Source organism: Nonomuraea sp. NPDC050383, from assembly GCF_044459125.1.
GTDB lineage: Bacteria > Actinomycetota > Actinomycetes > Streptosporangiales > Streptosporangiaceae > Nonomuraea.
In genome coordinates, this window is record NZ_JBITIP010000007.1 from 38,324 (window position 1) to 62,674 (window position 24,351).

Here is a 24,351-nt window from a genome sequence, read left to right on the forward strand (position 1 = left end):
CACCTGCCGGGGGCGGGCGGTCGTGCCCGCCGCTAGGACAGGGCCCCGGGAGTGATCAGCCCCGTCTCGTACGCCAGCACCACGGCCTGCACCCGGTCGCGCAGCCCGAGCTTCGTCAGCACGTTGCCCACGTGCGTCTTCACCGTCGTCTCGCTCACCACGAGCTTGGCCGCGATCTCCGCGTTGGACATGCCCTTGGCGATGAGCCGCAGCACCTCCAGCTCGCGCTCCGTCAGCCGGTCCACCCGCGCAGGGGCGGGCTGCTCGTAGGCCGAGGGCAGCCGCGCCGCGAACCGGTCCAGCAGCCGCCGCGTCACGCTCGGCGCGACGATCGCCTCGCCCGCCGCCACCACGCGGATCGCCTGCACCAGCTCGTCCGGCGGCACGTCCTTCAGCAGGAACCCGGACGCCCCCGACCGCAGCGCCTCCACGATGTACTCGTCGAGGTCGAACGTGGTCAGCACCAGCACCTTCGGCACGTGCGCCCCCGGCGCCGCCTCCCGCACGATCCGCCGGGTCGCCTCGATCCCGTCGACCCCCGGCATCCGGATGTCCATCAGGACCACGTCCGGCAGCAGGGCCCGCGTCTGGTCCTGGGCGTCCTTGCCGTCACCGGCCTGCCCCACGACCGTGATGTCCGGCTCGGCCTCGAGGATCAGGCGGAATCCCGTGCGCAGCAGCGGCTGGTCGTCCACCAGCAGCACTCTGATCGTCATTGTCCGTCCTTCAGGGGGAACCTCGCCCGCACCTCGAAACCGCCCCCTGGCCTCGGGCCGATGCTGAGAATTCCACCATAGAGCGCCACACGCTCGCGAATCCCCACCAATCCATGCCCGGTCCCGTCTGCGCCCCGGCCGCCGTCCGCGCCCCACCCGCCGTCCGCGCCGCGCCCGTCGTCCTCGACGCGGACGTCCAGCTCGTGCGGCTCGTGCCGTACGGTCACCCGCGCCGTCGCGCCCGCGCCCGCGTGCCGCAGCGCGTTCGTCAGCCCCTCCTGCACCAGCCGGTACGCGGCCAGGTCCACACCGGCGGGGATCGGCCCCGGCGGGCCCTGCACCGTCAGCCCGGTCGCCAGCCCCGCCTCCCGCATCTGCTCCACCAGGGCCGGCAGATCCCGGGTGCCCGGCTGCGGCCCCAGCTCCGCCCGCGCGCCCGCCCGCAGCACCCCGACGATGTTCCGCATCTCGGTCAGCGCCATCCGGCCCGTCTCCTCGATCGCCGACAGCGCCTCACCGGCCAGCTCGGGGTCCGAGGCCAGCACCCGGCGCGCCGCCGACGCCTGCACGGTCATCACGCTCACGTGGTGCGCCACCACGTCGTGCAGCTCCCGCGCGATCCGGGACCGCTCCTCGGCGCGGGCCGCCCGCCGGTCGGCCGCCCGCGCCCGCTCCAGACGCGCCGCGCGGTCCTTCAGCTCCGCCATGTACGCGCGCCGCAGCCGCAGGCTCCGGCCCACGCCCCACACCGCCACCAGCGCCACGATCATCACCAGGTGGCCGCTCCAGGCCGCCGGGGGGCCCGCCCCCGCCGCCATCGACGCCGTGTACAGCACCACGGCCAGGGCCAGGCCCCCCAGCGCCACCGCCAGACCCCGGTAGGCGGCCACCGAGTACAGCATCACCAGGCCGGCGACGCCCGTCAGTCCCGTGCCGTAGCCGAGTCCCTCCAAGGCCGTCTCGGGCAGCAGGGCCGCGCACAGGCCGGTCAGCGGCCATCGCCTGCGCACCGCGACGGGCACGCACGCCAGCAGCAGGAGCGCCACCCCGAGCGCGTCCGGCTCCCGCAGCCCCTCGACCGGGACGCCCGGCCCGCCGAGCTGCCCACGACCGTGGACGCCGAACAGCACCACCGACGCCCCCGCCACGAGCACGGCCGGCAGGGTGTCCCGGACCAGCACCCGCCGGCCCGGCCCCGCCCGGCCCCACACTCTCACCACAGGCTCCCAGGACGCCTCCGGGGATGGTGGCGGGGCGCGAACCCCTGGGACACGTGCGACCCTCCCCGCGTGAGGTCGCCGCTCCGGCCCACCACGGGGGCGGGTGCCTGCCACTGTAGGCCCGGGCGGCCCAGCGAACCTCCTCCCAGGGGAGGAACCGGACCTCCCCCCAGAGAGCCCTCATGGGCCACCGGCGGGCCGAGAGCGGCCGGCCAGGGCCCGGCGGCAGACCAGGCCCGGCGGCGCCGCTCCGGCGGCCCTGCTCCGGCGGTCAGGTCCCGCCAGAGCACGGCGGACCGGCTCGGGTGACCAGGTCCCGCCGGAGCACGGCGGACCGGCTCGGGTGACCAGGTCCCGCTAGAGCTCGTCGGTCGCCGCCCGGCGGTTGCGGCGCACCGTGTCGCCCGGCTGACGGGCGGGCACCGGCGGCGGGGTCCCGCCGAACTCCGGGCACAGCGCCTGGTGATCGCACCAGTCGCACAGCCGGCTGCGCCGCGCCCGCCACTCGCCCGACCGCAGCGCCCGCTCGATCGCCGCCCACAGCGCCCGCACCTTGCGCTCGGTGGCCAGCAGGTCGGCCTCGTCGGGCGCGTACCGCAGCACCTCGCCGCCGCCGCCCAGGTAGACGAGCTGGAGCAGCCTCGGCACCTCGCCGCGCAGCCGCCACAGCACCAGCGCGTAGAACTTCATCTGGAACAGCGCCTTGGCCTCGAAGTCGGGCCCCGGCGCGCTGCCCGTCTTGTAGTCGACCACCCGCACCTCGCCGCTCGGCGCGACGTCGAGCCGGTCGACGTAGCCGCGCAGCATCAGCCCGCCCTCCAGCACCGCCTCGACGTAAAGCTCGCGCTCGGCCGGCTCCAGCCTGGTCGGGTCCTCCAGGGTGAAGTAGCGCTCCAGCATGCCCCGTGCCTGCGCCAGCCACGCGGCCTGCTCGGCCTCGTCGGCGAACATCTCCGCGTACTGGGGCTCCTCGTCGAGCAGCCGCCGCCACTGGGGCTCCAGCAGCTCCAGAGCCGCCCGGACCGAGCGGCCGGGCGCGGGCAGGTCGTAGAGGCGCTCCAGCACCGCGTGGACCACCGTGCCGCGCACCGCCGCCTGTGACGGCCGCTCCGGCAACTGGTCGATCACCCGGAACCGGTAGAGGAGGGGACACGTCATGAAGTCGCCCGCCCGGGACGGGGAGAGAGCTCCGATGATCACCGGATCGGTCAACGTCATGCACCGCACTCTAGGTCAATCCCCCGACAGAACGGGGCCGTGAAAACGGGATCACCCCGTCCGGCGCGTAGCATCGAGGCAGCGGCACCCTATGACGGACGGCGAGGAGTTCGGTGAGCGAGCAGAGTCCCCAGCAGGAGTTCTCCGGCCTGAGGATGGGGAGGCCGTTCGGCATCCCGGTCTACGTCTCCTGGACGTGGTTCATCATCGCCGCCTTCATCACCTGGATGTACGGCGAACGCGTGCGCGGCACGCTGCCCGAGCTCGACGCCCCCGCCGCCTACGCCGTCGCCTTCGTCTTCGCGGTCCTGCTGTACGTCTCGGTCCTGCTGCACGAGCTGGCCCACAGCGTCCTGGCCAAGGCCTACGGCCTGCCGGTGCGCCGCATCACGCTCTACCTGCTCGGCGGTGTGTCCGAGATCGAGAAGGAGCCGCCCACGCCGGGCAAGGAGTTCATGATCGCCGCGGCGGGGCCCGCGCTCTCGCTGGTGCTCGGCGGCGCCGGCCTGCTCGCCGACCTGTACCTCGTCAACGGCGGCGGCATCCCCCAGGAGCTGATCTGGCAGCTCTGGGTGTCCAACCTCATCGTCGGCGTCTTCAACCTCCTGCCCGGCCTGCCGCTCGACGGCGGCCGGATGCTGCGCGCCGGGGTGTGGAAGCTCACCCACCGGCCCGGCACCGGCACCATCGCCGCCGCCTGGGGCGGCCGCGTCCTGGCCGTGCTGCTCGTCCTCGCGCCGCTGGCCATGGTCACCATGAACGGTCAGAAGGTCGATCCCACGGGCATGATCTGGCCGCTGGTGCTGGCCTCGTTCATCTGGATGGGCGCCTCGCAGTCGCTGCGCATGGCCCGCATCCGCGCCCGCATCCCGCAGGTCGACGCCCGCGCCCTGGCCCGGCGGGCCATCCCCGTCAGCTCCGACACCCCGCTGGCCGAGGCGCTGCGCCAGGCCGGCGAGCGGCGGGCCGGCGCGCTCGTCGTCGTCGACCACGACGGCCGGCCCGTCGCCATCGTCAACGAGGCCGCCGTCCAGGCCACCCCCGAGCACCGTCGCCCGTGGGTGAGCGTCTCGTCCCTGGCCAAGTCGCTGGAGCCGTCCATGGTGCTCGCCGCCGACCTGACCGGCGAGCCCCTCATCGACGCCATGCGGGAGACCCCCGCGGCGGAGTACCTCCTGGTGGAGCGGACCGGCGAGATCTACGGCGTCCTCGCCACGGCCGACGTCAACCGCGTCTTCGCCGGCGTCTGACCGCCCCCGCGACCGGTGTCCCCGCCCGAGCGTCTGATTTGTCCCACTCGAATAACGGGCATCCCCCGGCTAGTGTCGTAACTGGTGATCAGGCCGGATGCGTGCCGGCCCGATCCCACCCCGGCGATTCGAGGATGCGACGGCTGGCCGATAGTGTTCCGTTTGGCCGAACTCACAGACCGGAGGGGTTCGCCGCGGCCCGACGATCCGACGATCCGGCGGATCGGCACCGCCCCGCCGCGGCGCCGCCCCGCCACTGGGACGCGTAAGGGCTGGTGGCCGGCACGGCAGTGCGGGTGCCGTAATGCAGTGCGGGCGCCGTGATGTCGCCGGCTTCCGGGGAGGAGAGTTGAGTGACCGAGCGCAGCGAGGGCACCGTTGAGCGCGAGCGCAGCACCGTCGGCGTGAAGGAGGGCTCATGACCGACCAGGGCTTCGGCGTGGTGCGTCCGCTTCCCGGGGACGGCCTCGTCGCCTACCTCGGCGGGCTGCTGCTCGCCTGCGACGCGGGCGAGAGCGCGGCCGGCGACCTGCTCGAGGCGTTGCGCTCGACGGCCGCCTCCGGCGGCGACGGCCGGGCCCTCGCCAGGCGCGCGGCCCAGGTGCTCGCCGCCAACATGACGGGCGACCCCGCCACCTGCGCGGTGGCCGGACCGGTCAGCGACGGCGGCGTCGCCGTGCTGGTCAGCGGCTCGGCCGCGGCCGTCATCACCACCGCGGACGGCCAGACCAGGCTGGCCGGCAGCGACTCGCTGACCTGGGCCGACCGGCTCATCGGCGGCCCGGTCGAGCGGGTCGAGCTGACCCTGCCCGGCGCCGGCACCCCGCACCCCGCGGTCCGCTTCGACGGCGGCGTGGTCCACGGCGGCGGCCTGGCGGGCGACTTCGGCGACCAGGCCGCGCCCGCCCCGTCCGGGCCGCTCACCAGCGAGCTGCCCAACACGGGCCTGTACATGGAGCCCGACCTCGTCCAGCCGCCGGCGCCCGAGCGCGCCCCGGTCAACATGCCGCCCTACCCCATGTCGGGCGACCAGCCGCCGGCGCCCGCGCAGCAGGCGCCCTCCTACCAGCCGGGACCGCCGTCGGGGCCGCAGGCAGCCCCGGCCGCGCACTCGCCCACGTCCTCGCCGGCGTACGCGCCGCCGGAGCCCTCCGGCGCCGGAGCGTCCGCGGGCGGTGCGGGCTACCCGCCGTCGCCGGCCGAGCAGTCGCCGGCCTCGCCGTTCCAGCCGCCGCACGAGCAGCCGCAGTCCGGCTACCCGAGCTACGACGAGCCCGCGCACACTCCCAACGGCGCCGGCGACTCCTACGACCAGCCGGGGCAGCCCGAGCCGTACGAGCAGCAGCCAGGCGCGCACCTGTCGGCGGTGCCCGACTACTTCGAGCCCGCCCAGCCCTCCGGACCGCCGTCCGACCCCTTCGACCAGCAGGGCCCGTACGACCAGCAGGGCCCCTTCGACCAGCAGGGCCCGTACGACCAGCAGGGTCAGGGACAGCCGGGCCAGGGTCAGGGCCAGGCGGGTCAGCACGCGCAGGAGCAGCCCGAGCACGGCGACCGCCCGCTCGTCTACGGCGTCGACTGCAAGAACGACCACTTCAACGACCCCCGCTCGCCGTACTGCGCGGTCTGCGGCATCGCCCTGGTGCAGCGCACCCTCGTCCCGTACAAGGGCCCCCGCCCGTCGCTCGGCGTCCTCGTCCTGGACGACGGCACCACGCTGCCGCTGGAGACCGACTACCTCCTGGGCCGCGACCCCGAGCGCGCCCCCGAGGTGGCCGGCGGCTCCGCCCGTCCCGCCAAGGTCACCAGCCCCGACGGCTCGGTCTCGCGCCGCCACCTGCGGGTCGCGCTCGACGGCTGGGACGTCAACCTGGTCGACCTCGGCTCGGTCAACGGCACCCAGATCCAGCCGCCGGGCGATCCCAACTTCTACGACATCCCGCCCAACGAGCCGGTCACGATCGCCCCGGGCACGACGGTCCGGGTCGGCGTGTCCCGCACGATGCGCTTCGAGCCCCACCGGGGCTGACGCCCCGCGTGACCCTCCGGCGCCCCCGTCATCGCGTGGGCGCCGGACGGCCCGCGCCGAAGGCGTGCACCCCGCGCAGGAGCCGGGCGGCCGCCTCCAGGCCGCTGGCCGCCTCCAGAGCCCGTCCTCCGGCCGTGGCGAGCCGGCTGAGCAGGTGCTCGTCGTGGTCCCCGAAGTCCCGCCCGGCCACCCAGAGGTGCAGCTGCTCGCGGGCGGCCAGGGGCACGGGCGTGGCCAGGAACCCCGGCTCGCCCACCGTGGCGTCCCGGGGCAGGCGCACCTGCCCCGCCGAGAGGGTCAGGAGCTTGAGCACGCCCGGCTCGGCGAGCCATGGCCGTACCCCCAGCGGATCGCCCGGGGGAGCGTGCAGGTGGACGACCCGGGCGGCCTCCCGCAGCGGGTCCACCCGGACGAGACCGGCGTACCCCGTTCCGGAGACGTCGGCCGCGGCGCGGGCCAGCAGGTCGGCCAGCGCCGCCGCGTCCGGGCAGGAGAAGGAGCGGATGAGTTCGTGCACGACGACATGAGCGCGGTTGCCAGGCATCGAGGTGTATCCCTCCGCGGAGGGGGGAGAGACCGCGTGCCCTCTTCGCACGCGTCTCCGGTGCGGTGACCCGGAGTATTCACCGCGCCGCGCCGCTTGGCCAGACCCGAACGGGAAAGTCTGATTTCTGCCCAGATGTGGGAGCGTGCCCAGGCTAGCGGGGCCGCAGGCGTACCCACTGGACGTCGTCGGCCCGCGTGCCGTCCGCCGCCGGGAACAGCTCCCGGTGGACGCACTCCCGCGTGAACCCCGCCCGCTCCAGCACCGCGTGCGACGCCCCGTTGCGCTCGTTCGTGCCCGCCGTGATCCGGTGCAGCGGCGTGTTCGCGAACGCCCAGTCCACGAGCAGCCGCACCGTCCGCGTCATGAAGCCCCTGCCCCGGAACTCCTCCAGCAGGGAGTAGCCCACCATGGCCTGCCCCAGGACCGGCACCACGTGCGCGAGCTGCACGTGCCCGGCGAACGCCCCCGACTCCGCGTCGCGGACCGCGAGCTCCGCCCGCTGGGCCGTCACCCACCAGTAGCCGGTGTTGCGGCAGCGCCGCTCGATCTCCTCCGGCGTGGCCGCCGGCCCCATCGCGTAGGCCGCCACACTGGGCTGGGCCATCATCCGGTGGAAGTCCCCGGCGTCGCCGAGCTCGATGGGCACCAGCCGTACCACGCCGTCCGTCAGCTCGCCGCCCTCCAGCAGCGGGAGGTACGGCGGCACCTCCTCGCCCGCGTCGAGGGCGAGCCGCCCGAACAGGACGTCGTCCGTCAGCCGCCCGTCGCGCGTCTCCCGGGCGTCGCGGCGGCGGCCCTCCTCACGGAAGCCGGCCTTCAGCGCCACCCGCAGGGACGCCACGTTCTCGGCCGCGACCCGCAGCTCGACCCGGTGGACGCCCTGGTCGAACAGCCAGTCGGTCACCGCCCGCACGGCCGCCGTGGCCACGCCCTTGCCGCGGGCCCACGGCGCGACCAGGTAGCCGATCTCGACCGCCCCCCACGGGTCGGGCGCCGAGACGCGCAACCCCCCGGCGTAGGCGCCGTCCTGCGCGATGGTGAACTCGGCGCCGCCCTCCTCCCACCTGCGCGCGGCCACGGCCAGGTGCTCGCGGGCGTCCCGCTCGGTGTACGGCGAAGGCAGCGAGGTCAGGAACCTCGCCGCCACGGGATCGGCGCCCGTGGCGGTCATCGCCTCCACGTCGCCCTCCGCGGGGGCGCGCAGGACGAGGGAACCGGTGGACAGGACGGCACGAGGGAGCATGACCCATACATATCGCGCGTCAGAGGCCGGTCGAAAGCCCTATAACCTTGCCGCCATGGGTTTCCGCAGGCATGGGCCGTTCCAGGTGGGGGATCAGGTGCAGCTCACCGACCCCAAGAACAAGCGCCACACGATCACGCTCAAGCAGGACGGCGTCTTCCACACGCACAAGGGCGCCATCCCCCACAGCGAGCTGATCGGGCAGCCGGAGGGCTCCGTGGTGCGCTCCTCCGGCGGCACCCAGTACCTCGCGTTCCGGCACCTGCTGCAGGACTACACCCTGGCGATGCCGCGCGGCGCCGCCGTGATCTACCCCAAGGACGCCTCGATGATCGTCGGCATGGCCGACGTCTTCCCCGGCGCCCGCGTCATCGAGGCCGGCGTCGGGTCGGGCGCGCTGACCTGCTTCCTGCTGCGGGCCGTCGGCCCCGAGGGGCACGTCACCTCGTACGAGCGGCGCCAGGAGTTCGCCGACGTGGCCCGCGGCAACGTGGAGAAGTTCTTCGGCACCGAGGAGGACGGGCCGCTGGCCAACTGGCGGCTGGTCGTCGGCGACCTCGTGGCCTCGATCGACGAGGTCGACGTGGACCGGGTGATCCTCGACATGCTGGCCCCGTGGGAGTGCGTGGACGCCGCCGCCAAGGCGCTGACACCCGGGGGAGTGATCTGCTGCTACGTGGCCACGACGACGCAGATGTCCAAGACCGTCGAGGTCATTCGCGATCACGGGAGTTTCACGGAGCCCCATGCGTGGGAGACCCTGGTTCGCGACTGGCATGTCGAAGGACTCGCCGTACGGCCCGATCACCGGATGATCGGGCACACGGGTTTCCTCGTCACCGCCCGCCGCATGGCGGACGGCGTGACACCCCCGCCACGTCGCCGACGACCGAAGGGAACCACCGAGGAACTATGACAATTCGGCCACGGGGATGCTTTGGTGCGTGAGACGGGAACAAGCCGCCGGGTTCCCGCGCTGGCAGGATTAAACGCACGACAGAGGATTATTCACCGAACACTGAATGTCACTCTACGAACACTGCCCGGCCAGGTTACGGAGGGGCCCGAGATAGGTAAGGTCCTAAGTAGTCGCCCTCGACTGGGAAGGAGGTGACGGGGCGTGGCAGCTCGCGATGATGCAGAGGCTCGAGCCGCGCAGCGCGAACGGGAGGTCGCTGATCTTTCAACACAGGTCTCCTTCCTCCAAGAGGAGATCACCGCGCTGAGGCGGAAGCTGGCCGAGTCACCCCGTCAGGCCAGAGTCCTCGAAGAGCGCCTCCACGAGGCACAGGCGAACCTCGCGGCCGTCACCGGCCAGAACGAGCGCCTGGTCGCCACGTTGAAGGAGGCCCGGGACCAGATCGTCGCCCTCAAGGAGGAGGTCGACCGGCTGGCGCAGCCGCCATCCGGTTTCGGCACCTTCCTGGAGGCCAGAGAAGACGGCACGATCGAGGTGTTCACCGGCGGCCGCAAGCTGCGGGTGAACGTCAGCCCGGCCGTCGACGTCGACTCGCTGAAGCGCGGCCAGGAGGTCATGCTCAACGAGGCCCTCAACGTGGTCGAAGCCCTCGGCTACGAAGAGGTCGGCGAGATCGTCATGCTCAAGGAGCTCCTCGACGAGGGCAGGCGCGCCCTCGTCATCTCGCACGCCGACGAGGAGCGCGTCGTCCGCCTCGCCGACTCGCTGGTGGGCCAGCCCATCAGAGCCGGTGACTCGCTCCTGCTGGAGCCCCGCTCGGGCTACGTCTACGAGCGCATCCCCAAGTCCGAGGTGGAGGAGCTCGTGCTGGAGGAGGTCCCCGACATCTCCTACGAGGAGATCGGCGGACTGTCCCGGCAGATCGAGCAGATCCGTGACGCCATCGAGCTGCCCTACCTGCACGCCGACCTGTTCCGCGAGCACCAGCTGCGCCCGCCCAAGGGCGTGCTGCTCTACGGCCCTCCCGGCTGCGGCAAGACGCTCATCGCCAAGGCGGTCGCCAACTCCCTGGCCAAGCAGGTCGCGGAGAAGACCGGCCAGTCCGGCAAGAGCTTCTTCCTCAACATCAAGGGCCCCGAGCTGCTCAACAAGTACGTCGGCGAGACCGAGCGGCACATCCGCCTGGTCTTCCAGCGGGCCCGGGAGAAGGCCTCCGAGGGCACCCCGGTCATCGTGTTCTTCGACGAGATGGACTCGATCTTCCGCACCCGCGGATCGGGCGTGTCCTCCGACGTGGAGAACACCATCGTCCCTCAGCTGCTGTCGGAGATCGACGGCGTCGAGGGCCTGGAGAACGTCATCGTCATCGGCGCCTCCAACCGCGAGGACATGATCGACCCGGCGATCCTGCGGCCCGGCCGCCTGGACGTCAAGATCAAGATCGAGCGGCCGGACGCCGAAGCGGCCAAGGACATCTTCTCCAAGTACCTCGTGGCCGGCCTGCCGCTCCACCCGGAGGACCTCTCCGAGCACGGCGGCTCCCGCGAGGCGACCATCCACGGCATGATCCAGAGCGTCGTCGAGCGCATGTACACCGAGAGCGAGGAGAACCGCTTCCTCGAGGTGACCTACGCCAACGGCGACAAGGAGGTCCTGTACTTCAAGGACTTCAACTCCGGAGCGATGATCCAGAACATCGTCGACCGGGGCAAGAAGATGGCCATCAAGCAGTTCCTCGAAAGCGGCCAGAAGGGCCTGCGGGTGCAGCACCTGCTCACGGCCTGCGTGGACGAGTTCTCCGAGAACGAGGACCTGCCCAACACCACCAACCCCGACGACTGGGCCCGCATCTCCGGCAAGAAGGGCGAGCGGATCGTCTACATCCGCACGCTCGTCTCCGGCAAGCAGGGCGCCGAAGCCGGCCGGTCCATCGACACCGTCGCCAACACCGGCCAGTACCTGTAGTCGCGTCCCGTCACCTCGAAGAGGGCCGCGCGGGTCACCCGCGCGCCCCTCTCGCATTCCGCCCCGCGCCGGTCTGTGAAAGCTGTTACCGCGGGAACCGAAGTGATCGACGTGACGTCCAAGGGTCGTGCATCTCAGCAACCGGCCGCGCCATGCCCGGGGGGACGGCCGGCTGGCCGAGCTCGACCTGCTGCGCTTCGCCGCCGCCCTGGCCGTGCTCGCCTTCCACTACCTCGTCGCCTACGCCTCCGTGTGGGGCGACCGGCCCGCCGAGCTGTTCCCCGCCGTCGCGCCCCTGGCCGGGCTCGGCATCCTCGGCGTCGAGCTGTTCTTCGTCATCAGCGGCTTCGTCATCCTCATGAGCGCCTGGGGCCGCTCCCTGGGCGCCTTCGCCCGCTCCCGGCTCGTCCGCCTCTACCCGGCGTACTGGCTGAGCCTGGCGGCCGTCGCGGCCCTGTACGGCCTCACCGGCGCCAAAGCGCTGGACCCCAAGCTCACCCCCGGCGAGTACGCCGTGAACGCCACCATGCTCCAGCGGCTGTTCGGCGTCACCGACGCCGCCGGCGTCTACTGGTCGCTCTGGGCCGAACTCCGCTTCTACCTGATCATGGCGATCCTCGTCATCATCGGCGTGACCTACGGGCGGGTGCTCGTCCTCGGCGGCGTCTGGCTCGCCGCGGCCCTCGGCGCCGAACTGCTCGGCAACGACCTCCTCAACGAGTTCGTCATGCCCCGCTACGCCCCCTACTTCGTCGCCGGCATGGCCCTCTACCTCATCCACAAGCGCGGCAGCGCCTGGTTACCCTGGCTCTACGTCGTCGCCGGATGGGCCATGTCCCTCCACTCCGCCCTCGAACGCGTCCACGGCCGCATCAAGGTCGCCGGATTCAAGAACATGCCGGTGACCGACGTCTCCGTGATCATCACCATCACCCTCGTCTTCGCCGTGATGGCGCTCGTCGCCCTCGGCCTCCTCCGGCTCAAGCCGTCCAAGGTCCTCACCGCGCTCGGCGCGACCACCTACCCGCTGTACCTGCTCCACTCCGCCGTCGCGGTCGCCCTCGTCCCGCGCCTGACCGGCAGCCTGCCCCCATGGCTCACCGCGACCGTGACCGCGCTCGCGGCGATCCTCCTGTCGTATCTCGTCTACACCTTTGCCGAACGCCCGATCCAGCGTCTGCTCAAGCCACGCCGCCACTCACCGGCCCGACCGGCCCCGGCCGTACAGGTGGAAAAGGCGTCGGTGCCATAACTCTGTGACCCTGGGGCACTGTGAAGGGCATAGGCTCGGGCATATAAACGGCGGATAGGCAGATCCGGACGAACAGAGGGTGCTGCATGACGGTGCGTCGGGTGATGGGCATCGAGACCGAGTACGGCATCTCCGTACCAGGTCAGCCGGGCGCCAACGCGATGGTGACCTCCTCGCAGGTGGTCAACGCCTATCTGGCGGCCTCGGCGGCCCGCGCGCGCAGGGCCCGCTGGGACTTCGAGGAGGAGAACCCCCTCCGCGACGCCCGCGGGTTCGACCTCGCCAGAGAGGTCGCCGACCCCAGCCAGCTCACCGACGAGGACCTCGGACTGGCCAACGTCATCCTCACCAACGGCGCCCGCCTCTACGTCGACCACGCCCACCCCGAGTACTCCACGCCCGAGTGCACCAACCCCCGCGCCGCCGTCCTCTGGGACAAGGCGGGCGAGCGGGTCATGTACGACGCGGCGCAGCGCGCCTCCGCCATCCCGTCCAACGCGCCCATCCAGCTCTACAAGAACAACACCGACGCCAAGGGCGCCTCGTACGGCTGCCACGAGAACTACCTCATGCGGCGCTCCACCCCCTTCGCCGACATCGTCCGCCACCTCACCCCGTTCTTCGTCAGCCGTCAGGTGGTCGTCGGAGCCGGCAAGGTCGGCATCGGCCAGGACTCCCGCGGCGAGGGCTTCCAGATCAGCCAGCGCGCCGACTTCTTCGAGGTCGAGGTCGGGCTGGAGACCACGCTCAAACGCCCCATCATCAACACCCGCGACGAGCCCCACGCCGACCCGGAGAAGTACCGGCGGCTGCACGTCATCATCGGCGACGCCAACATGTCCGAGATCTCGACGTACCTGAAGCTCGGCACCACCGCGCTCGTCCTCGCCATGATCGAGGACGGCTTCATCACCCGCGACCTGGCCGTCGACAACCCGGTCCAGGCGCTGCGCGCCGTCTCCCACGACCCGACCTGCCGCTACGAGATCTCCATGCGCGACGGTCGCCGGCTCACCGCGGTCCAGCTGCAGATGGAGTACCTCGACCAGGCCCGCAAGTACGTCGAGGAGCGCGGCACCGCCCAGGACGAGATGAACAAGGACATCCTCGACCGCTGGGAGTCCGTCCTCACCCGCCTGGCCGAGGACCCCATGCAGCTGTCCCGCGAGCTCGACTGGGTCGCCAAGCTGGAGCTGCTGGAGGGCTACCGCACCCGCGACAACCTGCCCTGGTCCCACTCCAGGCTCCAGCTCGTCGACCTCCAGTACTCCGACATCCGGCCCGACCGCGGCCTCTACAACCGCCTCGTCGCGCGCGGGCGCATCCAGCGCCTCGTCACCGAGGACGAGGTCCAGCGCGCCGTGGAGAACCCGCCGACCGACACCCGGGCCTACTTCCGCGGACGCTGCCTGCGCCAGTACAGCGAGTCGGTCGCCGCGGCCTCCTGGGACTCCGTCATCTTCGACATCCCCGGCCGCGAGTCCCTGCAGCGCGTCCCCACCCTGGAGCCGTTGCGCGGCACCAAGGCGCACGTGGGCGAGCTGTTCGACCGCTGCCGCACCGCGGCCGACCTGGTCGCCGCCCTCACCGGCGGCGACTGACCCTCCCACCGGCACTTCTACGGCGTCCCCGGCCCTCGTCCGGGACGCCGCTCTTTTGATCTACGACGTAAAGGCGACGGCCGCTCAGATCAGCAGGCCCACGCCCAGCGACAGCGCGCCCACGGCCAGACAGGCGCCCCCCGCGACGGTCAGCCCGATCAGGCGGCTCGGCTTCGTGTCGCCCGGCCTGATCACCGACAGGAAGAAGCCCAGGGGCATCAGGATGGGCGCGGCCACGATCAGCACCCGCACCAGCCACTTCAGGCCCTCCGACAGGCCGGTCTGGTCCACGTAGAGCATGGCCACCAGGCTGAACAGCACCAGCACGCCGGCGTGGGCGTGCCCGGCCCGCCACAGACCGCGCCGCACGGGGTTGTCGACGTAGCCCGGCACGCCGCGCATGAGGAACTTCAGCAGGGTGACGCCGCCGAAGGCGATCGTCGGCACGGTGATGAGCAGCACACCGGCCATGGTCAGGGACGCGGGGGACACGGGAAACCTCCTGGCAGAGCGTCTGGGGCGTATTGGATAGTACAGCTATCCAGACAAACCGGCAAGATCGCCGGTCCTTCGGCGCGAAATGTCGCCCGGTTCGGGGAAGATATGCCTCAAGAGGCAGTCCCCCGAGTGGAGGTACGACATGGCGAACAGGGACTCCGGAGGTCAGAAGCAGGCCGGCCGGCGTGAGGGCGAGGTCGAGGAGACCGAGGCGTCGGCGGCGCCCGACGTCCAGGAGCGCCAGGAGAAGCTGACGGACGACGTCGACGCCATCCTGGACGAAATCGACGAAGTTCTCGAAGAGAACGCAGAGGAGTTCGTGCGCAGTTACGTCCAAAAGGGCGGACAGTAGGACGAAACGGACGGGCAAAGTAGGGCAAGAGTGTGGAAAGCGATGAGGGCTTGAAGCGGTGCCCGGACTGCGGGGAGGTCAAGACGCTCTCCGAGTTCGGGCTCAACAAGCGCATGGCCGATGGCCGTGCGCGCTACTGCAAGCCCTGCTTCCAGGTCCGCTCCACCCGGAGCTACCGCAAGCGCAAGGCCGAACAGGGCAAGGTCGTGCGTGAGCGGGTGGTGCCGCCCCCCGGCCACAAGTACTGTCCGAGGTGCGAAGAGATCAAGGCACATGCCGAGTTCGGCAGTAACCGATCCAGCAAGGACGGGCTGACCTCGTACTGCAAGCCGTGCCATGCCCGGGTGATGCTCGACAACAAGATCAGAAACCACGGCAGCGAGCGGAATTATCTGCTGAAGTACCGCTACGGCATCACCGAGGCTGACTTCGACCGCATGCTGGCGGAACAGGGCGGTCTGTGCGCCATCTGCCGTGCCGTACCGGGCACGTTCGTCGACCACTGCCACAGCAGCGGGCGGGTGCGCGGCGTGTTGTGCTTCAACTGCAACAACGGACTGGGGCACTTCGGCGACAACACCGTGCTGCTGGAGCTGGCCGCCTTCTATCTCGATGGATGGGGGTTTCGGCCCGAGTTCGTGGTGCCGCCGCAGGGGCGGCCGGGCGGGGAGGTGGCCCGGACGAGGTCGTACCACCTGTCGCAGCGTTACGGGGTGCGGCACGAGGACGTCGAGCGGATGATCGCCGACCAGTTCGGGCTGTGCGTGGTGTGCTGGGACCGCCCGCCGGAGCATGTCGATCATTGTCACCGTACGGGTGATGTCCGCTTCGCGCTCTGCCTGCCGTGCAATACGGGGATCGGGCAGTTCCGGGACGACGCCGGGGTGGTGCGGCGGGCTCTGGCCTACGTGGAGGCGGCCACGCCCGAGGAGGCTGAGTGCTACGCCGAGGTGGAGCTGTCCCCTGAGGAGTTCGCGCGGCTGGAGCAGGTGGATGAGGATGCCTGGTCGGAGTTCTATTCCAGGGTGGTGAGGGTGTAGGGGGCCTGTTCGCCGTCGGGTGGGGCGTACTCGACGCCGACGCCGAGCAGGCGGACGGGGCGGGTGAGGTCGAACCGGCCGAGGACGGCGAGGGCGACGCGGGTCAGCTCGGCGGGGTCCGTGGTCGGTGCCGCGAGTTTCGTCTGGCGTGTGCGGGTGAGGAACGGGGCGAATCGCACCTTGACGGAGACGCGGACGGCGGCGCGGTTCTCGGCGGCCGCGTCCGAGGCGACCTGTCCGGCGAGGGTGGCGACGTGCGCGGCGATGTCGGCCGCGTCGGTGAGGTCGTGGGGGAAGGTGGTCTCGCGGCTGTGACCGCGCGGCACCCACGGGGTGGTGACGATCTCCGACTCGCCGTGGCCGAGGGCGAGGTAGCGGTACCAGGGGCCGTTGGTGGGACCGAAGCGGCGGGCCAGCTCGGCGGGGTCGGCGGCGGCCAGCTGGGCGACCGTGTGCAGGCCCAGGTCCGCGAGCTTCCCGGCGGTCCGGGCCCCGATGCCCCAGAGGGCGTCCGTGGGCCGGTCGTCCATGACCTCCCGCCAGGTGTCGGTGGTGAGCCGGAAGATCCCGGCGGGCTTGGCGAAGGCGGAGGCCAGCTTGGCCTGGTGCTTGTTGTCGCCGATGCCGACCGAGCAGGTCAGCTCCGTGGCGGTGAGGACGGCCCGCTGGAGCTCGGCGGCCAGGGCCTCGGGGTCGTCGGTCCGGGCGCCGGCGAACGCCTCGTCCCATCCCCAGACCTCCAGGCGGATGGGGAGGCCGCGCAGCGTGGCCATGACCCGCTCGGAGGCGGCCTCGTAGGCGGGCCGGTCGGCGGGCAGGAAGACGGCGTCGGGGCAGCGTCTGAGGGCGGTGCGCAGCGGCATGCCCGAGTGGACGCCGTACGCGCGGGCCTCGTAGGTGGCGGTGGCGGCCACGGTGCGCGGCTTTGTGGGGTCGCCGGAGCCGCCCACGACGACGGGCCGGCCGCGCAGCTCGGGGTGGCGCAGCAGCTCCACGGCGGCGATGAACTGGTCGAGGTCCACGTGCAGGATCCAGTCGCGGCCGGATCCGGTGGATCCCGTCGAGTCGGTGGGCCCGGTGGACATGCTGCAAGTATGTCCCGCTCAGAGGGCTGACGCCCGTTTCGTGCCCGGCGGCGGCCGCCGCGTCGGGGGGGGAGGGGCCGGTGCTCTGGCGAGTGTAAAGAAACGATCTGGTGACCGGTTCGCCGTGAGCTGATCGTGGGAAGTGCAGACAGCAACACAACATGAGTAGGGTCGCTCTAGGAACACTGACCTTTGGGAGGGAGTCGCGTGGCATCGCACAGGGATCTGCCCGCCGGCTTGGTGAACCACCTTTTCCACAACACCGGGAGTTCCTCGTTCACGGAGTTCGTCGCGGGGTACGCGCCTGACATCCTGCCGCAGCGTGACAAGGTCCTCGCCACCCCGATCGGTGACCAGGTTCCCCACGCGACCACGATCGTCGCCGCGACCTTCGCGGGCGGCGTGGTGATGGCGGGTGACCGCCGGGCGACCTCCGGCAACATCATTTCCCAGCGTGACGTGGAGAAGGTTTTCCGGGCCGACGACTACTCCTGCATGGGCATCGCGGGCACGGCCAGCACCGGCATCGAGATGGCCCGCCTCTACCGCGTGGAGCTGGAGCACTACGAGAAGATGGAGGGCCGCACCCTTTCGGTGGCGGGCAAGGCCAACCGCCTGGCCACGATGATCCGCGGCAACCTCGGCATGGCGATGCAGGGGCTGGTGGTGGTGCCGCTGTTCGCGGCCTACGATCCCGACCGCGACGAGGGGCGGATCTTCAGTTACGACGTGGCGGGCGGCCCGTACGAGCGTGAGCGGTTCGACGCGATCGGGTCGGGTTCGATCTTCGCGCGTGGTTCGCTGAAGAAGCTCTACCGCGACGGGGCCTCGGCCGACGACATGGTGATGACGCTGATCCAGGCGCTGTACGACGCGGCCGACGACGACTCGGCGACCGGCGGGCCGGACGTGACGCGCAAGATCTGGCCGATCGTGTCGGTGATCGACGCCGACGGCTTCCGCCGGCTGACGGATGAGCAGGTGTCGGGCTACGTCGAGCAGATGCTCGAGGCCCGGCTGATCTCTCCTGACGGCCCCATCGCCCCGCTGCGATAGAAAGGACCATCACGGTGTCCATGCCTTTCGGATATGCGTCCCCTGAGCAGATCATGCGGGACAAGGCGGATTACGCGCGCAAGGGCATCGCGCGGGGCCGCAGCGTCGTCGTGCTGCAGTACGAGGACGGCATCCTGTTCGTGGCGCCCAACCCGTCGCGGGCGCTGCACAAGATCAGCGAGATCTACGACCGCATCGGCTTCGCGGCGGTGGGCCGTTACAACGAGTTCGAGGAGCTGCGGCTCGGCGGCATCCGCTACGCCGACATCAACGGCTACACCTACGACCGCTCCGACGTGACCGGCCGCGGCCTGGCCAACCTGTACGCCTCCAACCTGGGCCGTATCTTCACCGAGTCGATCAAGTCGCTCGAGGTGGAGGTCGTGGTGGCCGAGGTGGGCGACGCCGCCGACGGTGACGCGATCTACCGGCTGACGTTCGACGGCTCGGTGTTCGACGAGCACGGCTTCGCGGCGATGGGCGGGCAGGCGGAGGCGGTGTCGACGCGGCTGAAGGAGCGTTACCGAGAGGGCATGCCGCTGGCCGACGCGCTGGAGGTCGCGATGGCGGCGCTGACCGAGCCGGGGGGCGAGCGACCGCCGATGGGGCAGCTCGAGGTGGCGGTGCTGGACCGCAACCGGGAGCACCGCAAGTTCCTCCGGCTGCCGGCCGCCCGCCTGGAGCGGCTGCTGTCGCAGGCGTCTCCTGACACCACCGGCCCCGCCGGGGAGCCTTCCGGGGAGCCCGCCGCGGAGACCGGCCCCGCCGCCCCGGCCACCGGCCCGACGCCCCCGTCCGGCGGCACCCCGCCGCCCACGGGTCCGGACGGCGACATCGACGACGGCTCCTCGCCGCTGTAGCGATCCCGGCGGCATTCCCCACCCGCGCCGACGACCTCCACGCGCCGTGGAGGCCGTCGGCGTCGCTTACCTCCCAGCCGCCCGCCTGCCAGTCGCTCGCCTCCCAACCGCCCGCCTCCCAGTCGCTCGCCTCCCGCCTCCCAGCTGCCCGCATCCCAGCCGCTCGGCATCCGACGGCCCCTGAACCCCAGCGCCCGCGTGTGTGGGCGGGCAAGCGGGCGGGCGGATGGGCAGAACGGGCGGATGGGCTGAGGGCCCGATGGGCAGAACGGGCGGATGGGCAGAACGGCCGGGCTTCTGTGCGGGCATATGCGGCGGGACCGGTGGGCGTCGGTAAAGGGACGGCCCGGTGCCATCCCCGTGGCCGCCGGGTTCGGTCAAATGTCGGGCGGGCCGGGTGTCGGCGGCGGGGCGGCCGGGCTGCCGGGTGCTGCCATGACCCCATGATCAAACTGAGTGCCGTCGTGGCCTCCGCCACCTTCGTCCTCCTGGGAGCGCAGGCCGTCCCCGCGCTCGCGTCCGCCGGGCCCAAGCCGGAGTCTCCCTCCCTCGCCCGCCCCGCCACCCCGCACGCCTCCCGGCCCGCCGGGCACGTGTCCCACGGGGCCGTCGCCCGCACGCCACGTCCCGCCTCCCCGGGGCCGTCCTCCCGCGCCTCCTCACGTCCGTCCCCCCACGCCCTGGGATCGCCCGGCGTCTCCTCGCGTACGGCTCCTCACGTCTCGGGGGCGTCCGGCGTCTCCTCGCGTACGGCCGGCACGTGGCCGGGGGAGCCGGCGCAGCTCACCGTCGTCGGACGCGGAACCGTCCAGGCGCCGCCCGACGTCATGCGGCTCAGCGTCGGCGTCGAGGTGCGCCGTGACCGCGCCGCCGCCGCGTTCAGCGCCGCCAAGGCCACGCGGGCCCGGCTCGCCGCCGCCGTCCAGGGCGCCGGGATCTCCGTGAACGACCTGCGGACCGAGAACCTCACCCTCGGCGCCGAGTACAAGGACGGCGCCCAGGTGGTCGGCTACCGGGCCTCCCAGGGCGTGGAGGTGCTGCTGCGCGACCTGTCGCGGGCCGACGCCGTCATCGACGCCGTCGCGGCCGTCGGCGACGAGGTGCAGATCAACGGCGTCACGTTCGAGATCTCCAAGGGTGAGACGCTCGTGCAGCAGGCGCGGGCGGCGGCCTACCGGGACGCGCTGGCCAAGGCGCGGCAGCTCGCGGCGCTGGCCGGCCGGCACGTGGGCCGGGTCGTGCGGATGGACGAGCAGGCCGAGGCGCCGACACGGCAGTACGCGATGGCCGACGGTGCGTTCGTCAGCCCCGGCGAGTCGTCGGTGTCCGTGATCGTCAACGTGGTGTACGAGCTGATCTGACCCGGCCGGTGAACGCCCCCCGCCGGAGAATGTGACCTATGTCACCATTGATGGGTCGAACTCCGGCGGGAGGCGCAGGATCTCATCTGTCCGTGAAGACTTCCCTGCGTACGCTTCTCGCGGGCGGCGCCACCGCGGCCCTGGTCCTGACCTCCGGCGCGGCCGCCGGGGCGTCCACTTCCACAGGCACTTCCACGGGCGCCTCGACGGGCACTTCCACGGGTGCCCTCACCGGCGCCTCCACCGCCCCCTTCGAGGCCGTCGCGGCTCGGCGGCCGATTCCGGACTTCAAGGCCCCGAAGATCTTCGGGACGACCTTCCAGGCCGACCCGAAGCACGACTTCACCAAGGGCATCCGCTCGCGGCACGACGGCATCCTGCGCGGATGGATCACCGTGGTCCGTGGCAGTGTCGCCGAGTACGAGCCGATCAAGTGGAAGAAGGGCACCCGGACCGAGGGCTTCTTCGTCGGCCCGCCCGAGGGTGACGTGACGGCCTACGCCTCGCCCGTCGCCAAGGACGTCGTGTACCTGTCGGCGTTCGGCTGCAAGGCCACCATGTCGCAGATGACGGTCAGCCGCTCCACCGGGCTCGGCGACCAGCGCTGCTCCCGCTCGGTGCTGCTCAAGCGGCACAAGAAGAACGGCCAGGCGTCCCTGATCACCGTCTACAAGGGTCAGATCGTCAAGGTCCAGGAGATCTACACCCCCTGACCTCCTCGCGGGCCGTCGTCCAGGACAGCCGTGACGCGCCGCCCCTCCCACCCGGGAGGAGGCGGCGTTCCCGTATCCGGGCGGCCCTGGAACGGCGGCGGGCCCACAGGGGGTCGCGTGCGGATGCCGAGGGCAGGACGGGGGTGTGGAGTCGCCGGACGCGAGAGGGGCCGCGACGCGTGACGGCGGGGACGTGGAGGGTCAGGGTGGGACGAAGCGGGTGGGCGGGGGGCCGGAAGGGCGTGGGGCGGCAAAACACGCCGAAGATCCCTCCCGCGAGCCGATCCGTGGGCATAGTGTGAGGTGATGGATCGTCGCATCTTCGGGCTGGAGAACGAGTACGGCGTGACCTGCACGTTCCGGGGACAGCGCAGGCTGTCGCCCGACGAGGTCGCGCGCTACCTGTTCCGGCGGGTCGTGTCCTGGGGCCGATCGAGCAACGTCTTCCTCCGCAACGGCGCACGCCTGTACCTCGACGTGGGCAGCCATCCTGAGTACGCAACACCCGAGTGTGACAACGTCATCGAGCTCGTCACCCACGACAAGGCCGGGGAGCGGATCCTCGAGGGCCTCCTCGTCGACGCCGAGAAGCGGCTGCGCGAAGAGGGTATCGCGGGCGACATCTACCTGTTCAAGAACAACACCGACTCCGCCGGCAACTCGTACGGCTGCCACGAGAACTACCTCGTCGGCCGGCACGGCGAGTTCGGCCGGCTGGCCGACGTGCTCATCCCGTTCCTCGTGACGCGGCAGATCATCTGCGGCGCCGGCAAGGTGCTGCAGACGCCGCGCGGCGCGGTCTACTGCGTGTCGCAGCGGGCCGAGCACATCTGGGAGGGCGTCTCCAGCGCCACCACCCGCAGCAGGCCGATCATCAACACGCGCGACGAGCCGCACGCCGACGCCGAGCGGTTCCGCCGCCTGCACGTCATCGTCGGCGACTCGAACATGAGCGAGACGACCATGCTGCTCAAGGTCGGCGCCACCGACCTGGTGCTGCGCATGATCGAGGCCGGCACCGTGATGCGCGACCTGTCGCTGGAGAACCCGATCAGGGCCATCCGCGAGGTCTCGCACGACATGACCGGCCGCCGCAGGGTCCGCCTGGCCAACGGCCGCGAGGCGTCGAGCCTGGAGATCCAGCAGGAGTACCTGTCGAAGGCGAAGGACTTCGTCGAGCGGCGCGGCGGCGACGCGGTCGCCCAGCGGGTGCTGGAGCTGTGGGAGCGCACGCTGACCGCGGTCGAGACGGGCAACCTCGACCTGGTGGCCCGCGAGATCGACTGGGTGACGAAATACCAGCTCATCGAGCGCTACCGCAAGAAGTACGACCTGCCGCTGTCCTCGCCGAGGGTGGCGCAGCTCGACCTGGCCTACCACGACGTGCACCGCAAGCGCGGCCTGTACTACCTGCTGCAGAAGCGCGGCTCGGTGGAGCGGGTGGCGTCCGACCTCAAGATCTTCGAGGCCAAGTCGGTGCCGCCGCAGACGACCAGGGCGCGGCTGCGCGGCGAGTTCATCCGCAAGGCGCAGGAGAAGCGGCGCGACTTCACGGTCGACTGGGTCCACCTGAAGCTGAACGACCAGGCGCAGCGCACCGTGCTGTGCAAGGACCCGTTCCGCAGCGTGGACGAGCGGGTGGACAAGCTCATCGCCGGGATGTAGCCGCTTTACCCGCTGGTTTACCTCGGCCCTACCCGACGGTCGGATAGGGTGACGCGAATCTGCTGTCGCCACCGAGGGAACTCCATGCGCCGCGCCCTGGCCGTCCTGGCCGCCGTGCCTTTGATCTTCTTCGCCGCCGCGTGCGGCTCCGACGCCCCGAGTACCGCTTCCAGCTCCGACGGGGCCGGAAGCGGCTCGGCGGGCGTGAAGGTCACCGGGAACGTGGGCGTCAAGCCCACCGTGACGATCTCGGGCACGCCCGCCACCAAGTCGTCGTACGAGGTGATCGCCCCGGGCACCGGCCCGGCGGTCAAGACGGGCGGCCAGGTCATCGTCAACCTGACCGTCTACAACTGGGACGGCAAGCAGAACGCCTTCCAGGGCTCCTCCTACGACACCAAGCAGCCGGAGACCATCCCGGTCACCGACCAGCTCCCGCAGGTGCTGCGCGACGGCTTCTCGAAGGTCAAGCACGGCGGCCGGCTGCTGGCCGTGATGGCGGCCGACTCCGCCCAGCAGCAGGCGCAGCAGACGCAGGCCGCCCAGCCGACCAAGGTGTTCGTCATCGACGTCGTCGGCGCGCCGCCCGAGCCGCTGAAGGCCGCCGCCGGCAAGGAGACCGGCGACAGCATCAAGGGCGTCAAGGTCGTCAGCCCCGGCGGTGACAAGGCCCCGACGCTGACCACCAAGACCGGTGAGAAGCCGTCGAAGGAGCTCGTCGTCAAGACGCTGATCCAGGGCACCGGCCAGAAGGTGCAGGCGGCCAACACCCTGACCGTCCACTACACCGGCAAGATCTGGGGCACCGACAAGGAGTTCGACTCCAGCTGGGCCAAGGGGCAGCCGGCGTCGTTCCCGCTGTCCGGGGTCATCCAGGGCTGGCAGAAGGGCCTCGTGGGCGTGCCGGTCGGCAGCCGCGTGGTGATGAGCATCCCGCCGGACCTGGGCTACGGCGCGCAGGAGCAGCAGGGCATCCCGGCCAACAGCACGCTCGTGTTCGTGGTGGACGTCCTGTCGGCCTACTGACGTAGGTGAGCGGGCCGCACCGGCGTCCGGGGAGGGCGCCGGCGCGGCCTAGACTCCGGCTGTGCGCGAAGACCACCTTGAGGCCCTGTCCCTGCTGCACGACCCTGTGCGGCGCAGCCTGTACGAGGCCGTGGCGGGCGGCGGTGGCGAGGTGGGCCGGGGCGAGGCGGCGGAGGCCGCCGGGGTGTCGAGGACCCTCGCCGGCCACCACCTCGACAAGCTGGTCGAGGCCGGTCTGCTGGAGAGCGGGTTCAGGCAGCAGGAGCGGCGCGGCCCGGGCAGCGGGCGCCCGGCGAAGGTGTACCGGCGGGCCTCGGGGGAGCGGTCGGTGAGCCTGCCGCCGCGCGACTACGGCGTGCTGGCCTCCGTGCTGGCGGGCGTGGTGGACGCGCTGGGCGCCGAGGAGCGGGCGGAGGAGGCGGCCAGGGCGGCGGGCGCCCGGATGGCCCGTGGCCACCGGGGCGAGCCCCTGGAGGCGGTGCTGCGCGATCGGGGCTACGAGCCGTACACCGAAGCGGGCAGGCTGCGCCTGCGCAACTGCCCCTTCCACGCGCTGTCACAGGAGCAGCCTCTGCTGGTGTGCTCGATGAACCTCGCGCTGTGCCAGGGCCTCCTGGAGGGCCTGGGCGACCGCCCGGAGCGGGCCGAGCTGGATCCCCGGCCGGGGGAGTGCTGCGTCTCCCTCGCCGATCCGCCTCGGCCTTCTAAAACAAATGAAGATTGACATAGAAGCGC

General features: G+C 71.6%; 22 protein-coding genes. 15 read left to right on the forward strand and 7 right to left on the reverse strand.

Features of this window, described 5'->3' with window-relative positions; all coding sequences use genetic code 11:
* Positions 1-32 precede the first annotated feature (32 nt).
* The 3 genes from ACIBG4_RS18785 to ACIBG4_RS18795 all read right to left on the reverse strand — a co-directional run bounded on the left by ACIBG4_RS18785 (position 33) and on the right by ACIBG4_RS18795 (position 3,154).
* On the reverse strand, positions 33-716 hold the full coding sequence (locus ACIBG4_RS18785; RefSeq protein ID WP_310709037.1) for a response regulator transcription factor: 684 nt from the start codon (positions 714-716) through the stop codon (positions 33-35).
* Positions 713-1,933 carry a sensor histidine kinase gene (locus ACIBG4_RS18790; RefSeq protein ID WP_397202821.1) on the reverse strand — a complete coding sequence of 407 codons (1,221 nt, stop codon included), beginning with the start codon at positions 1,931-1,933 and terminating at the stop codon, positions 713-715. The genes ACIBG4_RS18785 and ACIBG4_RS18790 overlap by 4 nt, the downstream gene beginning before the upstream one ends.
* A 360-nt stretch (positions 1,934-2,293) precedes the next feature.
* Positions 2,294-3,154, reverse strand: a complete 861-nt coding sequence (locus tag ACIBG4_RS18795) for a RecB family exonuclease (protein ID WP_397202822.1) — start codon at positions 3,152-3,154, stop codon at positions 2,294-2,296.
* Between the two features lie 113 nt (positions 3,155-3,267).
* On the opposite strand from ACIBG4_RS18795, the gene ACIBG4_RS18800 reads away from it, so the two are divergent.
* A complete protein-coding gene (locus ACIBG4_RS18800) occupies positions 3,268-4,404 on the forward strand; it encodes a site-2 protease family protein (protein ID WP_397202823.1) in 1,137 nt (378 codons plus the stop codon).
* Between the two features lie 418 nt (positions 4,405-4,822).
* A complete protein-coding gene (locus ACIBG4_RS18805) occupies positions 4,823-6,433 on the forward strand; it encodes an FHA domain-containing protein (protein WP_397202825.1) in 1,611 nt (536 codons plus the stop codon).
* A gap of 28 nt (positions 6,434-6,461) precedes the next feature.
* Here ACIBG4_RS18805 and ACIBG4_RS18810 read toward each other — a convergent pair whose 3' ends face one another.
* Both ACIBG4_RS18810 and ACIBG4_RS18815 read right to left on the reverse strand, forming a co-directional pair.
* The gene (locus ACIBG4_RS18810) at positions 6,462-6,977 is read right to left on the reverse strand and encodes a hypothetical protein (protein WP_397202826.1); all 516 of its coding nucleotides are present in this window, start codon (positions 6,975-6,977) and stop codon (positions 6,462-6,464) included.
* A gap of 154 nt (positions 6,978-7,131) precedes the next feature.
* Positions 7,132-8,223, reverse strand: a complete 1,092-nt coding sequence (locus tag ACIBG4_RS18815; RefSeq protein ID WP_397202827.1) for a GNAT family N-acetyltransferase — start codon at positions 8,221-8,223, stop codon at positions 7,132-7,134.
* A gap of 55 nt (positions 8,224-8,278) precedes the next feature.
* Between ACIBG4_RS18815 and ACIBG4_RS18820 the strand changes: the two genes are divergently transcribed.
* From ACIBG4_RS18820 to dop, 4 genes are all read left to right on the forward strand, one after another.
* Entirely contained in the window at positions 8,279-9,139 is an 861-nt protein-coding gene (locus tag ACIBG4_RS18820; protein WP_310709044.1) for a tRNA (adenine-N1)-methyltransferase, read from the forward strand.
* Between the two features lie 204 nt (positions 9,140-9,343).
* Positions 9,344-11,107, forward strand: coding sequence for a proteasome ATPase (arc, locus tag ACIBG4_RS18825; RefSeq protein WP_310709045.1), 1,764 nt, complete (start codon positions 9,344-9,346; stop codon positions 11,105-11,107).
* 127 nt (positions 11,108-11,234) lie between these two features.
* Entirely contained in the window at positions 11,235-12,359 is a 1,125-nt protein-coding gene (locus ACIBG4_RS18830) for an acyltransferase family protein (protein ID WP_397202828.1), read from the forward strand.
* Positions 12,360-12,445: 86 nt separating this feature from the next.
* Positions 12,446-13,960, forward strand: a complete 1,515-nt coding sequence (gene dop, locus ACIBG4_RS18835) for a depupylase/deamidase Dop (protein ID WP_310709047.1) — start codon at positions 12,446-12,448, stop codon at positions 13,958-13,960.
* Between the two features lie 84 nt (positions 13,961-14,044).
* Here the strand turns inward: dop and ACIBG4_RS18840 are convergent, their stop codons facing one another.
* Positions 14,045-14,452, reverse strand: a complete 408-nt coding sequence (locus ACIBG4_RS18840; RefSeq protein WP_397202829.1) for a hypothetical protein — start codon at positions 14,450-14,452, stop codon at positions 14,045-14,047.
* A 148-nt stretch (positions 14,453-14,600) separates the two neighbouring features.
* On the opposite strand from ACIBG4_RS18840, the gene ACIBG4_RS18845 reads away from it, so the two are divergent.
* Both ACIBG4_RS18845 and ACIBG4_RS18850 read left to right on the forward strand, forming a co-directional pair.
* Positions 14,601-14,810 carry a ubiquitin-like protein Pup gene (locus ACIBG4_RS18845; protein ID WP_355449279.1) on the forward strand — a complete coding sequence of 70 codons (210 nt, stop codon included), beginning with the start codon at positions 14,601-14,603 and terminating at the stop codon, positions 14,808-14,810.
* A 50-nt stretch (positions 14,811-14,860) separates the two neighbouring features.
* A complete protein-coding gene (locus ACIBG4_RS18850; RefSeq protein ID WP_397202830.1) occupies positions 14,861-15,850 on the forward strand; it encodes an endonuclease domain-containing protein in 990 nt (329 codons plus the stop codon).
* On the opposite strand, the gene ACIBG4_RS18855 is transcribed toward ACIBG4_RS18850, so the two are convergent.
* Positions 15,826-16,935, reverse strand: coding sequence for a DNA polymerase IV (locus tag ACIBG4_RS18855; RefSeq protein ID WP_397202831.1), 1,110 nt, complete (start codon positions 16,933-16,935; stop codon positions 15,826-15,828). The genes ACIBG4_RS18850 and ACIBG4_RS18855 overlap by 25 nt on opposite strands.
* 207 nt (positions 16,936-17,142) lie before the next feature.
* On the opposite strand from ACIBG4_RS18855, the gene prcB reads away from it, so the two are divergent.
* The 7 genes from prcB (at position 17,143) to ACIBG4_RS18890 (ending at position 24,340) form a co-directional block, all read left to right on the forward strand.
* On the forward strand, positions 17,143-17,991 hold the full coding sequence (prcB, locus tag ACIBG4_RS18860; protein ID WP_310709052.1) for a proteasome subunit beta: 849 nt from the start codon (positions 17,143-17,145) through the stop codon (positions 17,989-17,991).
* A 20-nt stretch (positions 17,992-18,011) separates the two neighbouring features.
* Positions 18,012-18,851 carry a proteasome subunit alpha gene (prcA, locus tag ACIBG4_RS18865; RefSeq protein ID WP_397202832.1) on the forward strand — a complete coding sequence of 280 codons (840 nt, stop codon included), beginning with the start codon at positions 18,012-18,014 and terminating at the stop codon, positions 18,849-18,851.
* 443 nt (positions 18,852-19,294) lie between these two features.
* On the forward strand, positions 19,295-20,212 hold the full coding sequence (locus ACIBG4_RS18870) for an SIMPL domain-containing protein (protein WP_397202833.1): 918 nt from the start codon (positions 19,295-19,297) through the stop codon (positions 20,210-20,212).
* Positions 20,213-20,304: 92 nt separating this feature from the next.
* Positions 20,305-20,925: a hypothetical protein gene (locus ACIBG4_RS18875; RefSeq protein ID WP_397202834.1), complete on the forward strand. Its 621-nt coding sequence runs from the start codon at positions 20,305-20,307 to the stop codon at positions 20,923-20,925.
* Between the two features lie 306 nt (positions 20,926-21,231).
* Complete coding sequence (pafA, locus tag ACIBG4_RS18880) at positions 21,232-22,590, forward strand: Pup--protein ligase (protein ID WP_310709055.1); 1,359 nt, start codon at positions 21,232-21,234, stop codon at positions 22,588-22,590.
* Between the two features lie 84 nt (positions 22,591-22,674).
* Positions 22,675-23,616 (forward strand): FKBP-type peptidyl-prolyl cis-trans isomerase, encoded by a 942-nt coding sequence (locus tag ACIBG4_RS18885; protein WP_355449258.1) that lies wholly within the window; start codon positions 22,675-22,677, stop codon positions 23,614-23,616.
* A 61-nt stretch (positions 23,617-23,677) separates the two neighbouring features.
* Positions 23,678-24,340 (forward strand): helix-turn-helix transcriptional regulator, encoded by a 663-nt coding sequence (locus tag ACIBG4_RS18890; RefSeq protein WP_397202835.1) that lies wholly within the window; start codon positions 23,678-23,680, stop codon positions 24,338-24,340.
* The last annotated feature ends 11 nt before the right edge of the window (positions 24,341-24,351 follow it).

Excerpts from the sequence above, each read along its gene's own strand:
- ACIBG4_RS18820 (WP_310709044.1), top strand. The coding sequence starts at position 8,279 with ATGGGTTTCCGCAGGCATGGGCCGTTCCAGGTGGGGGATCAGGTGCAG.
- ACIBG4_RS18815 (WP_397202827.1), bottom strand. The coding sequence starts at position 8,223 with ATGCTCCCTCGTGCCGTCCTGTCCACCGGTTCCCTCGTCCTGCGCGCC.
- ACIBG4_RS18785 (WP_310709037.1), bottom strand. The coding sequence starts at position 716 with ATGACGATCAGAGTGCTGCTGGTGGACGACCAGCCGCTGCTGCGCACG.
- ACIBG4_RS18870 (WP_397202833.1), top strand. The coding sequence starts at position 19,295 with ATGATCAAACTGAGTGCCGTCGTGGCCTCCGCCACCTTCGTCCTCCTG.
- dop (WP_310709047.1), top strand. The coding sequence starts at position 12,446 with ATGACGGTGCGTCGGGTGATGGGCATCGAGACCGAGTACGGCATCTCC.
- pafA (WP_310709055.1), top strand. The coding sequence starts at position 21,232 with ATGGATCGTCGCATCTTCGGGCTGGAGAACGAGTACGGCGTGACCTGC.
- ACIBG4_RS18795 (WP_397202822.1), bottom strand. The coding sequence starts at position 3,154 with ATGACGTTGACCGATCCGGTGATCATCGGAGCTCTCTCCCCGTCCCGG.
- ACIBG4_RS18855 (WP_397202831.1), bottom strand. The coding sequence starts at position 16,935 with ATGTCCACCGGGCCCACCGACTCGACGGGATCCACCGGATCCGGCCGC.
- prcA (WP_397202832.1), top strand. The coding sequence starts at position 18,012 with ATGCCTTTCGGATATGCGTCCCCTGAGCAGATCATGCGGGACAAGGCG.
- ACIBG4_RS18885 (WP_355449258.1), top strand. The coding sequence starts at position 22,675 with ATGCGCCGCGCCCTGGCCGTCCTGGCCGCCGTGCCTTTGATCTTCTTC.
- ACIBG4_RS18845 (WP_355449279.1), top strand. The coding sequence starts at position 14,601 with ATGGCGAACAGGGACTCCGGAGGTCAGAAGCAGGCCGGCCGGCGTGAG.
- ACIBG4_RS18805 (WP_397202825.1), top strand. The coding sequence starts at position 4,823 with ATGACCGACCAGGGCTTCGGCGTGGTGCGTCCGCTTCCCGGGGACGGC.
- ACIBG4_RS18810 (WP_397202826.1), bottom strand. The coding sequence starts at position 6,977 with ATGCCTGGCAACCGCGCTCATGTCGTCGTGCACGAACTCATCCGCTCC.